We start from the raw sequence: 12,467 nt of genomic DNA, 5'->3' as shown, positions 1-12,467 counted from the left end.
TGATGGAGCCCTACGCCGAGGTCGTCGCGTCGTACACGTCCTTCGCCGAAGAGGCTGGGGACTCGCCCTGCTTCGTGGAGTGGTCGCTCGGCGTAGCCGGTGACCCGGAGGTGCAGCGCCTGATCCGCACCCTGCCGCCGGTCAAGCAGCAGCCGAACCTGGTCTTCGCCGCCGCACGCTGGCACGGCACTCCCGCGCCCGGGCCGTACGCCGGCCTCCGCGCCACGTTGCTGGAGCGCTGGCCCGAGGTGCGCGAGACGATCCTGGCCCGCTCGACCCAGACCAACGAGGTGGGGCGGCTGGCCACCCTGCTGCCGGCCTTCGCCACGCTCGGTGACCGGCTGCACCTGATCGAGGTCGGTGCCTCGGCCGGGCTGTGCCTCTACCCGGACACCTACCGCCACGAGTGGGTGCAGTACGACGACCCGACGGTGATGCACCACGTGGGCGACGGGCCGGTGCTGACCTGCCGGGTCTCCGGGCCGGTCCCGTTCCCGGAACGGATGCCCCGGGTCTTGTCGCGCGCAGGCATCGACCTGAACCCGCTCGACGTCACAGACGCCGACGAGATGGCGTGGTTGGCGAACCTCGTCTGGCCCGAGCAGGACGCGCGTCGGGCCCGCCTGGCCGCGGCGATCGACGTGGCCAGGCGGGACCCGCCGAACCTGACCCGCGGCAACCTGCTCGACGCGCTGCCGCGGCTGCTCGACCGGGCACCGGACGAAGGATCGGGGGAGAAGGCGGTCACCGTCGTCTTCCACTCCGCGGTGATCGCCTACCTCGAGGAGCCCGATCGCCGTCGGTTTGCCGCGCTGATGGCCGGCCTGGTGGCCGAGGGTCGGTGCCACTGGGTGAGCAACGAGGGCCCGAACGTGCTGCCCGGGGTGACCTCCACCGGCCCGGCCCCGACCAGGCCCGGGTTCGTGCTCGGCATCGACGGTCGCTCGGTCGCCTTCACCCACGGCCACGGCAGCACCCTCCGTTGGCACGAACCAGCAACTCTTGATGCGCGAACCGTGGGTTCTTGATGCGCGAACCGTGGATCCTTGACGTCGTTTGACTTCAAGCGAACTTCAAGTTTCACCATGGAGTCATGAGAGCGATCAGACTTCATGACTTCGGCCCCGCCGACAACCTGCGGCTCGACGAGCTGCCCGACCTGACACCCGGAGACGGACAGATCCGCATCGCCGTCGAGGCGGCCGGCGTCCACCTGCTCGACACCACCTTGCGTGCGGGCGACCCGGCCGGGCCGATGCCCCTGCCAGACCTTCCGACCGTGCCCGGTCGCGAGGTGGCCGGTGTCGTCGACCGCGTCGGACCCGGCGTCAGCGAGAGCTGGCGGGGCGCCCGGGTGGTCGCGCACCTCGGCATGGTCCCCGGCGGGTACGCCGACCAGGCGGTCACCTCGGTCGACAACCCCAACCTCTTCCGGGTCCGTGACGGGGTCGACCTGTCCGATGCGGTGGCCATGGTCGGCACCGGCCGGACCGCGCAGGGCATCCTCGAGATCGAGCCGCCGATGGTCGGTGACGTGGTGCTGGTGCCGTCCGCGGCCGGCGGGCTCGGCTGGCTGCTAGCCCAGGCCGCCCGGCGCGGCGGCGCCCGCGTCGTGGCGCTGGCCGGCGGCAAGGAGAAGGTGGACCGGCTCGCCGCACTCCGACCCGATCTCGTCGTGGACTACCGCGAGTCCGGCTGGCACAAGCGGGTGGCGGACGGCCCCGGCCCGATCAGCCTCGTCTACGACGGCGTCGGCGGCGAGGTCGGCCGGCATGCCCTCGAGCTGCTGCGCCCCGGCGGCCGGATGGTGATGTTCGGCTGGTCCTCCGGCACGGCCACCGACTTCACCTCGGCCGACCTGGTCCAGCGCGGGTTGTCCGTCTCGTGGAGCCTCGGCCCGCGGATGGCCGCGCTGCCCGGCGGGATTCCCGGCCTGGCCGGCCGGGCGCTCAACCGCCTGGCAGCCGGTGACTGGAAGCCGCTCGTGTCGACGTACCCGCTGGCCGACGCCGCCCGGGCGCACTCCGACCTCGAGCAGCGCAGGGCGCTCGGCAAGGTTGTCCTGCTGCCCCGACAGTGATCCCGGGGCTGAACCACCGATGAAACAAGGTGCATTTGTCGGTCTGCGCGACAAGAATGGCCCAAGCCTGATCGGAGCACCTCGTGACTGACCTCCACCCCGCGGCCCGGGAGCCGCTGGAGGAACCCCCGCCGCTGCCGCGGCCGTTGCCGCGCGCCCTCGTGCCGTTCCGTACGCCGGCCTACCGCAAGCTCGCCATCGCCCTGGTGTTCACCCTGTTCGCATGGGGTGTCTGGGTGATCGCGCTGGTGTGGGAGGTGATCCGGCTCGGCGGTTCGGCGGGCGACCTGTCCTTCGTCGCCGGGGCCAACGCGGTCGGCATGCTGGTGCCGGTGCTCTTCGCCGGCGTGGTCGCCGACCGGATCCCGCAGAAGGTGATCCTGCTCGGGGTCGCGGCCGTGCAGTTCTCGGCGATCGCGCTCGTCGGATTCCTCTCGCTGACCGACCTGTCGAGCATCCCGGTCCTGATCGGCATCAACTTCGCCTACGGCTGCGCCACAGCGTTCTACTACCCGGCGTACTCCGCCTGGCTGCCCTCGCTCGTCCCCGAGGAGGACCTGCTGGCGGTCAACGGCTTCGAGGGCGCGGTGCGGCCGATGATCGGCCAGGCCATCGGCCCGGCGTTGTCCGGCTTCATGGTCGGTGCGGCCTCGCCCGGGTGGGCGATCATGGTCGCCGCCGTCGCGGCCGGGCTGGGCATCGTCACGCTGCTCGCCGTACCACTCACCCCGGTCCACCGCGACCGGTCCAGCGACGCGCCCGTGCACCCGGTGCGGTCGGCCCTCACCGACATGGGCGAGGGCTTCGGCTACATGGTGCGTACGCCGTGGCTGCTGGCCACCCTGGTCTTCGCGAGCCTGATGATCTTGGTCTTCATCGGCCCGTTCGAGGTGCTGGTGCCGTTCCTGATCAAGGACACGCTCGGCGGTGACGCGGGCGACCACGCCCTCGTGCTTGCCGCGTTCGGCATCGGTGGTGCGGTCGGCTCGTTCGTGATGGGCTCCCTGCCGATGCCACGGCGCTACCTGACCGTGATGAACCTGATGTGGGGCGTCGGCTGCCTGCCGATCGCGTTGTTCGGCATCGTCGACCACGTGTGGATGCTGGTCGGCCTCGGCCTGCTGCTGGGTGGCATGTTCTCGGCGCCGATGGTCATCTGGGGCACACTCCTGCAGCGGCGGGTGCCACCGCACATGCTGGGCCGGGTCTCGTCCCTCGACTTCTTCGTCTCGATCTCGTTGATGCCGGTGTCGATGGCGCTGGCCGGTCCGGTGGCCGAGGTGATCGGCGTCCGCGAGACGTTCTACATCGCCGGCGCCGTGCCGATGGTGGTCGCCGTCGTGGCGATCATCTGGGCGCGCCTGCCGCGCGACGAGATCGCGCACCCGCTCAGGTAGGCAGCTCCTTGCGTCCGCTGATGCCGAGCTTGCGGTAGACGTTCGACAGGTGCCACTCGACGGCCTTCACGGTGACCACGAGCCGGCCCGCGATCTCGCGGTTCGTGAGGCCGCTGGCGGCCAGCTCGACGACGCGCAGCTCGCTCGGAGTCAGGCCTTCCAGCCCCGGTGGTGCCGTGGAGCCGGCAGGCTGGTCGAGGCGCGTCAGCAGTCGTCGTACCCGATCGAGGAGAGGCCGCAGGCGGGAGCGGACGGCGATCAGCTCGGCCTCGCGCAGGAGCCTGATCACCCCCGGTCCGCGGTCCTCGTGCAGCAGGACGAGTACGCCGGCCAGGTCGGTCAGCACCTGGGCACGCAGGCGGGTCGCCTGGATCCCTTCGAGCTCCTCGAGCGCCTGGGTGAGCAGGTCACGCCGACTGCTCGCGCCGTCGACGGCGGCCAGCGTGCGCAACGCGAGCGCACGCGCGTACGCCGACCCGGAGGCCCGGGCCCGGGTCAGGTGCTCGTGGGCCAGCCGGACCGCCTCCGGTGACCGGCCCTGACGGGTCAGCGCGAGTGCCAGGCCGGCGCGCCAGGGCAGCAGGTCGGGGTCGTCGGGGCCGGCCTCACCGGCCGAGCGGAAGTGCCCGGCCGCCCGGTCGTGGTCGCCCTCGAGCTCGGCGAGCCCGGCAAGGGCCCAGTGCGCCAGGCCGGTGTGGTGGTCCTTGCTGGGTGCGTGCAGCGCGGCGTCGGCCAGGTGCGGCATCAGGGGGGCCACCCGGTGGGCCTCACCCAACGCGAGCCGGCTCTCGACGAGGCCGGCCAGCACGGCAGGGTCGGGGCGACGCGGATCGTGCATCTTCTCGAAGAGGACCAGGGCGCGACTGACCTCGCCCTTGCGTAAGAGCTCGTGAGCGTCGAGCGGAGAGGCTCCCGAGGCGACAGGCACCCCCATGTCCAGCAGGTTAGGGCGACCTCACCTCAAATAACCAGACAACTGTCAAGGGATCACCCAAAAGGGGTACGTTGCCCTGATCTCAACGGACCACCCGAGACCCCAGTTTCGGGACAACTCCGACCGAGGAAGGCCAACAGCCGGACCGAGGCCGGAGCGGCGTCGGGGACCGGCAGCGCCTCTGCGAAGCGTACGCCGCGATCCGCCGCGTCGACCAGGGCGTACGCCGCCGGCAGGAGGTCTGTGGCCAGCCCCTCCGGGAGTGGTGCGTCGAAGCGGGTGGCCCGGGCCACGTCCCAGGCGTGGACCGCGATCTCGAGGGCGCCGGCGCTCAGCAGGATGCCGCTGGCCAGGCGTCGGTCGCCGAGCCGGACGGTGCGGGCGGCCGGTGAGGTCCAGGCGCCGAGCAGCGTGCAGGCCTGGTCGTAGAGCACGCCGACAGGTGTCGGGTCGTCGCCGGCCGGCGGGCGGATGCTGATCAGCCCGGAGCTCGCCTCGGTGAACGCGTCGAGCGAGTCGGACATGTGGGCCAGGAGTGCGCCGAGCCGCCACGCGGAGCAGGGCGTGGGGGAGTCGGGGTCCGCGGTGGCCGCGGCGCCGAGTGCTCCGCGGGCGTAGCCGATGGCGCGTTCGAGCAGCTCCACCGGATCGGTGGTGTTCATCGCGGGCTCAGCTGGTTGTGGGGGCGAAGCGCTCGGGAAGGTCGTCCTCGGTGAGCACCAACGGGAGGCCGAAGCGGGCGAAGGCGTCCTTCTCGAAGAACGCGGCCACCCGCGCCACGCGGTTGCCCTCGATCTGGAGCACCTGCAGGTGGAACGGCGTGTAGGTGCCGTCGGGCTGCTTCAGGTAGAGGCCGAACGCGGGCTGGCCGTTGGCGGTCGTCGGCAGCATCGGCATGTCGTTGACCCCGCCGGGGCACTGCGTGGCGATCAGCTCGCCGATGTTCTGGTTGCCGACGTACCAACCGGTGAAGGGCGGCATCTCCCAGATCGCGTCGGCCTTGAGCATGTCGACGATGGCGGTGATGTCCTTGCGCCAGAAGGCGTCGACGTAGGCGTCGAGCAGGGCCTGCTGGTCGGGCGCGACCGTCGCGCTGGCGTCGTCGGAGGAGAGGTGCGCCTCCTCCATCTGGGCGTGGGCCCGCTGGAGTGCGGAGTTCACCGCGGCCGGCGTGGTGTCGAGCGCCTCGGCGACCTCCTTGGCCGACCAGCGGAGGACGTCGCGCAGGATCAGCACCGCACGCTGTCGGGCCGGAAGGTGCTGGAGGGCGGCGACGAAGGCGAGGCGGATCGACTCCCGGTCGGTGACCACGACGGCGGCGTCGGGCACCGGCTCGAGCCACGGCACCTCGTTGTCGGCGATCAGCTCGTCGGAGGCCTGGGCGTCGGCGGTGCCGAGACCGGTGGGCAGCGGCCGGCGGGCCTTGCCCTCGAGGTTGGTCAGGCACACGTTGGTCGCGATGCGGTAGAGCCACGTGCGCACCGAGGAGCGACCCTCGAAGTTGTGGTAGGCCTTCCAGGCGCGCAGGTAGGTCTCCTGGACCAGGTCCTCGGCCTCGTGCACCGACCCGGTCATGCGGTAGCAGTGGGCGATCAGCTCACGGCGGTAGCCGTTGGCGACGTCCTGGAAATCCGTCTCGTTCACAAGTGTGGTGGTCACGCCCGCCTCCTGGTGCGTTTCAGTCTGCCGGAAGTAACGACCGCCCGCCACCGGAAAACTCATCGCTCATCACGAGACGAAGTTCCGTGAGCGATGAGTTCGATGCTCGGGCCGGGTCGGAACGGTGACGCGAACACACGAGAAGGAGCACCACATGGGACGCATGATCTTTCCGAACCTGCCGGTCAAGGACGTCTCCAGGACGATCGACTTCTGGACCAGCCTCGGATTCGAGTTCAACCGTGACTTCAGCAGCCCCGACGCCGCCTGCCTGGTCGTCAACGACCAGGCCAGCGTGATGCTCCTGCAGGAGAAGTTCTTCCACGGGTTCCACGACACCACCCCGCACACCGGCACCGAGACCCTGCTGTGCCTGGGGGTGGAGAGTCGCGAGGAGGTCGACCGCCTCTGCGAGGCCGCTGCCGCAGCCGGCGCCACGGACGCCGACCAGCGGGTCGACCAGGGGCCGATGTACGGCGGCTCGTTCCGCGACCTCGACGGTCACATCTGGGAGGCGTTGTGGATGGCCACTACCTGACCGCGGCCACCAGTTGAAGGGCGCGCTCTGCGGCCGGTACGGCGAGCACGCGGTCGGCCGGAACCAGTCCGACGCGGGTACGCCGGTCGAGCAGGTCGTCGACGTCGACGGCACCCTCATGGGTCACGCCGAAGATCAGCTCCGCCAGCGTGGCCGGAACGGTGGGCGCGATCGGAGCCAACAGTTCCTCGTCGGAGAGACCACTGACCGTGCGGGCGTTCTCCAGCACGGCCCTCGCCTCGGTGCCGAAGCGACGGACCAGTCTGGCCGGCTCCTCGAGCTTCGCGAGCTCGGCGCGCGGGGCGGCGCCGACCAGAGGCAGGTTGCGGGTGCGGCAGCGGCCGTCGGCCAGGTGCGTGGCGTCGACGGCGTCCTCGGCCATCTGACGGTAGGTCGTGAGCTTGCCGCCGACGATCGTGATGACCCCGGTGTCGGAGGTCAGCACCGCGTGCTCGCGTGACAGGTCGGAGGTGCTGCCCTCGCTCTGGAGCAGTGGCCGCAGCCCGGCGTACGCCCCGATCACGTCGGAGCGGTGCAGCGGCCGGTCGAACGCGGCGGCCACCACGTCGAGCAGGAAGCCGATCTCGGCCTCGGACGGTTCGGGGACGTCGGGGATCTCGCCCTCGACCTCTTCGTCGGTGAGCCCGACGTAGATCGTGCCGTCGGGCTGCGGGAGCACCAGCACGAACCGGTTGGAGGTGTGGGGGATCGGCGCGGTGACGGCCGTGGTCAGGCCCGGCAGGGTGTCGGCGCGCAGCACGAGGTGGGTGCCGCGGCTCGGCTTGAGGGTGACGTCGACGATGCTGGCCGCCCAGACGCCGGTGGCGTTGATGACCTTCTTCGCGCGGATCGTGTGCTCCGCGCCGGTGATCTCGTCGCGGATCACGGCGCTGGTGCCGGTGGCGCTGAGCACGCGGGCATGGTTGCGGACGTCGGCGCCGTGCGCGACCGCCGTTCGGGCGACGGCCGTGACGAGTCGGGCGTCGTCCTCGAGCTGGCCGTCCCACGACAGCAGCCCACCGCGGAGTCCGGCGCTGCGCAGGGCGGGCGCCATCCTGAGTGCCTCGGTGCGCGAGACGCGTCGGGGCCTGGGCAGGGTGTCGGCCGTGGTGCGGGCCTTGCGTCGCAACAGGTCTCCGGCGAAGAAGCCGGCCCGGGCCAGGCTCGCCTGCGGCCGGCTCACGCTCGACATCAGCGGCAGCAGCATCGGCATCGCGTGCGTGAGGTGCGGGGCGGTGGTCTCCATCAGGATGCCGCGCTCGACCGCGCTCTCGTGGGCCACGCCCAGCTGCAGCTTGGCGAGGTAGCGCAGGCCGCCGTGCACCAGCTTGGACGACCAGCGCGACGTGCCGAAGGCCAGGTCGAACGCGTCGACGGCCACGACGTCGAGGCCGCGCGAGGCGGCGTCGAGGGCGACGCCGGTGCCGGTGATGCCCAGGCCGATGACGAGCACGTCGGTCTGGTCGGGCAGGTCTGCCACACCGGTGCGGATCCTGGGCTCGGTGACGGGGTCGGTCATGGTGTCAGGCCTCCGGTGATCAGGTCGGCGAGGGCGGCGCCCAGGTCGCCCTCGGAGATGGTGTCGTCGGCCATGGTGTGGGCCGAGAGGGTGAAACCGTGGGCGGCCAGCAGCACGGTGCGGGCCAGCAGCTGCGGGTCGCCCGCCCGGACGTGACCGGCCTTCTGCCCCGCCGCGATGCGCGGCGCGATCATTTCGAGGATCAGCTGCTGGGAGCGACCGCGGCGGACGAGCAGGTAGGGGAGCAGGAGCTCGGGGTCGACGTCGAGGATGCGTCGCATCAGCGGGTTCTCACGCAGTGCGCCGATCGCCGCGACGATGCCGTCGGCGATGCGTCGTGGGGTCGGTGCGTCGTCGGGCGCCTCGGGCACGGTGGCCACGATGTCGCCCCATTCGCGGGTCATCAGGTCGGCGAGGAGGGTCTGCATGTCGGGCCAGGTGCGGTAGATCGTCATGCGCGAGACGCCGGCGCGACGGGCCACCTCGGTCAGCGTCGTGCGCTTCCAGCCGAGGTCGAGGATGCAGCCGCGGGCCGCGTCGAGATAGGTATTGTGACGGATTGACGTCATATGTCACACTGTAACACATGACCACAGAGATGCACCCCTCCCGCTGGGGCAACCCGGCCGAGACCACCGCCCTGCCCGAGTCCACGCGAGGGCTGGTCGAACTGGCCCTCGGAGTCCGCGAGACCCCGGCAGTCGAGGAGGTCTCGATGCCGCCCGTCGGGCTGGCCGACGACGTCCTCGCCGAGCTGCGTGCCCTGCTCGGTGACGACCACGTGCTCACCGACGACGAGCACCGCCGACTCCGCACCCGTGGCAAGTCGACCCCCGACCTGCTGCGCGCCCGCTCCGGTGATCTCACCGACGCGCCCGACGTGGTGGCCCGCCCCGGCACCCACGACGACGTCGTCGCACTGATCGCGCTCGCCGTGCGCCATCACATTGCGATCGTCCCCTTCGGCGGCGGTACGTCGGTCACCGGTGGCCTGGTCGCCCGACGCGAGGGCTACGCCGGCGTCGTCTCGGTCGACCTGATCCGCATGAAGGCGTTGCGCGAGGTCGACAAGGAGTCGATGACGGTCGTGCTCGAGCCGGGCCTGCGTGGACCGGAGGCCGAGGAGCTCCTCGCGGCCGAGGGCCTGATGCTCGGTCACTTCCCGCAGTCCTTCGAGTTCGCCTCGATCGGTGGTTTCGCGGCCACCCGGTCCAGCGGCCAGTCGAGCGCCGGCTACGGCCGTTTCGACGCGATGGTGATGGGCCTGACCCTGGCCACGCCCCAGGGCACGCTCGAGGTCGGCAGCTCGCCGGCCAACGCCGCCGGCCCCGACCTGCGCCAGCTCGTGCTGGGCTCCGAGGGTGCCTTCGGCATCATCACGTCGGTTCGTGTCCGGGTGAAGAAGCTGCCCGTCGAGAAGGTCTACGAGGCGTGGAACTTCCCCTCGTTCACCGCGGGTGCCGACGCCATGCGCCACCTCGCCCAGAACGGCCTCATGCCCACGGTGCTGCGGCTCTCCGACGAGAACGAGACCGCCCTCAACCTGGCCTCGCACTCCGACGTCGGCGGCGAGTCCACCGGCGGCTGCCTGATGATCGTCGGCCACGAAGGGGCCTCGGTGGCCGCTCGCCAGGCCCTCGTCGGCGCGGCCCTCGAAGAGCTCGGTGGCACTCCGCTGGGTGAGGACCGTGGTGCCGCCTGGGCGGAGGGACGCTTCCACGCCCCCTACCTGCGCGACTCGCTCCTCGACGTCGGCGTACTCGTCGAGACCCTCGAGACCGCCACGTTCTGGTCGAACCGTGACCGGCTCTACAAGGCCGTCACGAGCGCACTCACCGAGGCGCTGGGTGAGAAGACCCTGGTGCTCTGCCACATCTCGCACGTCTACGAGACCGGTTGCTCGCTCTACTTCACCGTGGCCGCGCCCCAGGCCGACGCGCCCCTCGAGCAGTGGCTCGCCGCCAAGGCGAAGGCCAGCCAGGCCATGGTCGACGCCGGCGCCACGATCACCCACCACCACGCGGTCGGCACCGACCACAAGCCCTGGCTCGCCCAGGAGATCGGCGAGGTCGGTGTCCGCATCCTTCGCGCGGTCAAGGCCGACCTCGACCCGACCGACGTGCTCAACCCGGGGGTGCTGATCCCGTGACGCGCTCCTTCTCGTTCCTGGTCAACCCGTCCTCCGGCGGCGGTGCGGCCCCCGGCGCCGTCGTACCCGTCGCCAGGCTGCTCCGCGACGCCGGAGCAGCGGTCGACGTGACCTACTCACCGGGCCCCAGGGCGACCCACGACCTGGTCTCCGGTGCTGTCGAGCGCGGCGACGTGGTCGTCTCGGTCGGTGGCGACGGCATGCTCTCCTCGATCGCCGGCGAGGTGTCGCGACTCGGGGGCACCCTCGGCATCGTGCCGGCAGGACGCGGCAACGACTTCGCCCGCATGCTCGAGCTGCCCGATGAGCCCGACGCCGTGGCCAGGATCCTGCTCGACTCCGTGCCGACCCCTACCGACTTGGTGCGCGCGACGCTGCCCGACGGCACCAGCCACGACGTGGCCGGCTCCGTCTACGCCGGAGTCGACGCGAAGACCGCCGACCTGGTCAACAGGATGCAGTGGCTGCCCAAGAAGCTGCAGTACCCCGCCGCCACGGTGCGGGCACTGGCCACCTTCAACGCGGCGTCGTACACGGTCGACGTCGACGGCGACAGCAACGACTTCGCCGCGGCCACGGTCGTGGTGGCCAACTCCGGCTACTACGGCAAGGGCATGCACATCGCCCCGTCGGCATCCGTCGACGACGGTGAGCTCGACGTCATCGTGATCGAGGCGGCCGGCCGGTTCGACATGATCCGCTCGTTCCCCAAGGTGTACGACGGCCGGCACATCGACCTCGACCAGGTGCATGTCTTCCGTGGCAGGGCGATCACCCTGACGTCGCGTCCCGGTGTGGTGATGGGCGGCGACGGCGAGCCCCTCGGCATGCTCGGTGACGCGCCGGTGCGCATCGAGGTGCTTCCCGGCGCGGTCAACATCCTGCGCTGACTGGCGAAACTCACCCGTCCGGGTTCGCGACGCTCATCGGTCGCGCAGGCGTGCAAGGCGGCCGCGGACCCGGACGGTGAACGGCCGGCTTTCGACGCCCCGCCCCCGAGCAGCGCGGCGCAGCGCCTTGGCGTGCTGCCTGGCCGTCTTCCGCTCGCGGCGCAGGGCCATCCTGATCGCGCCCTCGACGGCCTGGGCGGCGGCGTCGAGCGAGATCGTCGACGGCTCCGGGTCGGTGCCCTCGTCGACCTCGACCCGGTCGAGCAGGTCGAGGTCGCCGATCACCCGGACGCCCAGGGCCTGGAGACCCTCGACGCGTTGGCGGTTCAGCTCGGCGATGCGCTCGACCGCCCACGCGGGAATGCCCGGAACCCTCGCGTCCGTGGGAGCGGGCGCGGCCCGGCGCATGCGCAGGACGACGCCGTTCTGCACCACCTGGTGGTAGAGCTCGCCGGACCAGCCCCCGTCCGCGAAGACGTGGTTGATACGCCGGACCAGCTCGGCCTCCGGCAGCGTCAGGGATCGGTTCGAGTGCTCGGCGGAGAGGTCGAGCAGCCCGGTCGGAAGCCCGAGGAGCTGCTCGAAGGCATCGGGCGCCATCCGGTTGCGGGCCTCGTCCGCGACGATCACCGTGACGTTGTCCAGTCCGGCGTGCCCCGCCCAACGCTCGACGACCGACGGGGTGCTCTGGGGAAGCCAGATGCGGCGGTGCCGTGGCCCGCCCGTCGGCTGCAGCACCACACGAAGCCACTCGTGGTAGGCCATCTGCTCGCCGCCCTTGACCAGCTCCTGCCAGTACGACGGCAGCAGCCGGTCGTAGCGACGAGCCACCATCAGCACGTGCGGCCTGCCCTGGCCGAGCTCGCGCACGATGCGTCCGGCCTGGTGGTCGTTGGCTCGCCCGAAGTCCTCGTTGCTGACCAGCACCGTCGAGTCGCCGGCCGCGCCGACCTCGTCGACGAGGTCGGTCCAGGCGCTCGGCGGGGGCATCGTCCGCCCGCGTGGCGCGGCTCCCATCAAGGCCCAGCCCGCCCGTCGTGGACGTACGTCGTCGCCTGCGTAGACCACTCCGTGATCCGTGAGGGCATCACGTGAGGCGTGGAGGGCGTGCTGCAACGCCGTGGATCCGGTCTTGGGCGGGCCGATGTGGATGACCCGGCTGCCTCGGGGCAGGCGAAGTCCAGGGTCGGCCGGGGGAGCGTCGGGGCTCATTTGCTGCACCTCAAATGTCACGCGACGTGTCTGCGGGGGTCCGGTCACCGTATCCGAGCCGGGCCGTGGCCTCCGGTGTGAGCGAGATC

At 71.3% G+C, this 12,467-nt stretch carries 12 protein-coding genes; 6 read left to right on the top strand and 6 right to left on the bottom strand.

All coding sequences use genetic code 11. The features are described from left to right. The first annotated feature begins 2 nt into the window (after positions 1 to 2). The 3 genes from ASD66_RS07145 to ASD66_RS07135 all read left to right on the top strand — a co-directional run bounded on the left by ASD66_RS07145 (position 3) and on the right by ASD66_RS07135 (position 3,477). A complete protein-coding gene (locus ASD66_RS07145) occupies positions 3 to 1,028 on the top strand; it encodes a DUF2332 domain-containing protein (protein WP_056890418.1) in 1,026 nt (341 codons plus the stop codon). A gap of 65 nt (positions 1,029 to 1,093) precedes the next feature. Beyond that, a complete protein-coding gene (locus ASD66_RS07140; RefSeq protein WP_056890417.1) occupies positions 1,094 to 2,080 on the top strand; it encodes a zinc-binding dehydrogenase in 987 nt (328 codons plus the stop codon). An 83-nt stretch (positions 2,081 to 2,163) separates the two neighbouring features. Then, a complete protein-coding gene (locus ASD66_RS07135; RefSeq protein WP_200949897.1) occupies positions 2,164 to 3,477 on the top strand; it encodes an MFS transporter in 1,314 nt (437 codons plus the stop codon). Here ASD66_RS07135 and ASD66_RS07130 read toward each other — a convergent pair. From ASD66_RS07130 to ASD66_RS07120, 3 genes are read right to left on the bottom strand one after another with little or no spacing between them, the layout of a single operon-like run. Then, a complete protein-coding gene (locus ASD66_RS07130) occupies positions 3,470 to 4,411 on the bottom strand; it encodes a LuxR C-terminal-related transcriptional regulator (protein ID WP_056684662.1) in 942 nt (313 codons plus the stop codon). The two genes, ASD66_RS07135 and ASD66_RS07130, sit on opposite strands and share 8 nt — an antisense overlap. 53 nt (positions 4,412 to 4,464) lie before the next feature. After that, positions 4,465 to 5,073, bottom strand: a complete 609-nt coding sequence (locus ASD66_RS07125) for a TIGR03086 family metal-binding protein (RefSeq protein ID WP_056890416.1) — start codon at positions 5,071 to 5,073, stop codon at positions 4,465 to 4,467. 7 nt (positions 5,074 to 5,080) lie between these two features. Further along, positions 5,081 to 6,133 carry a sigma-70 family RNA polymerase sigma factor gene (locus tag ASD66_RS07120; protein WP_082599353.1) on the bottom strand — a complete coding sequence of 351 codons (1,053 nt, stop codon included), beginning with the start codon at positions 6,131 to 6,133 and terminating at the stop codon, positions 5,081 to 5,083. A 91-nt stretch (positions 6,134 to 6,224) separates the two neighbouring features. Between ASD66_RS07120 and ASD66_RS07115 the strand changes: the two genes are divergently transcribed. Beyond that, the gene (locus ASD66_RS07115; protein WP_056684670.1) at positions 6,225 to 6,608 is read left to right on the top strand and encodes a VOC family protein; all 384 of its coding nucleotides are present in this window, start codon (positions 6,225 to 6,227) and stop codon (positions 6,606 to 6,608) included. Here the strand turns inward: ASD66_RS07115 and ASD66_RS07110 are convergent. Together ASD66_RS07110 and ASD66_RS07105 are read right to left on the bottom strand one after the other, a co-directional pair. Continuing rightward, a complete protein-coding gene (locus tag ASD66_RS07110) occupies positions 6,601 to 8,127 on the bottom strand; it encodes a glycerol-3-phosphate dehydrogenase/oxidase (protein ID WP_056684673.1) in 1,527 nt (508 codons plus the stop codon). The two genes, ASD66_RS07115 and ASD66_RS07110, sit on opposite strands and share 8 nt — an antisense overlap. Further along, on the bottom strand, positions 8,124 to 8,696 hold the full coding sequence (locus ASD66_RS07105; protein WP_056890414.1) for a TetR/AcrR family transcriptional regulator: 573 nt from the start codon (positions 8,694 to 8,696) through the stop codon (positions 8,124 to 8,126). Before ASD66_RS07105 ends, ASD66_RS07110 begins: the two co-directional genes overlap by 4 nt. Positions 8,697 to 8,713: 17 nt before the next feature. Between ASD66_RS07105 and ASD66_RS07100 the strand changes: the two genes are divergently transcribed. Beyond that, positions 8,714 to 10,276 carry an FAD-binding oxidoreductase gene (locus tag ASD66_RS07100; RefSeq protein WP_056890413.1) on the top strand — a complete coding sequence of 521 codons (1,563 nt, stop codon included), beginning with the start codon at positions 8,714 to 8,716 and terminating at the stop codon, positions 10,274 to 10,276. Next, positions 10,273 to 11,166: a diacylglycerol/lipid kinase family protein gene (locus ASD66_RS07095; RefSeq protein ID WP_056890412.1), complete on the top strand. Its 894-nt coding sequence runs from the start codon at positions 10,273 to 10,275 to the stop codon at positions 11,164 to 11,166. Before ASD66_RS07100 ends, ASD66_RS07095 begins: the two co-directional genes overlap by 4 nt. Positions 11,167 to 11,199: 33 nt before the next feature. Here the strand turns inward: ASD66_RS07095 and ASD66_RS07090 are convergent, their stop codons facing one another. Further along, entirely contained in the window at positions 11,200 to 12,378 is a 1,179-nt protein-coding gene (locus ASD66_RS07090) for a hypothetical protein (protein WP_156388560.1), read from the bottom strand. Positions 12,379 to 12,467 lie beyond the last annotated feature (89 nt).

This window comes from Nocardioides sp. Root151 (assembly GCF_001427925.1).
In the GTDB taxonomy this organism is placed as follows: Bacteria; Actinomycetota; Actinomycetes; order Propionibacteriales; family Nocardioidaceae; genus Nocardioides.
The sequence above is the reverse complement of the archived record's forward strand: the minus strand, read 5'-3'. Positions and strand labels throughout refer to the sequence as shown.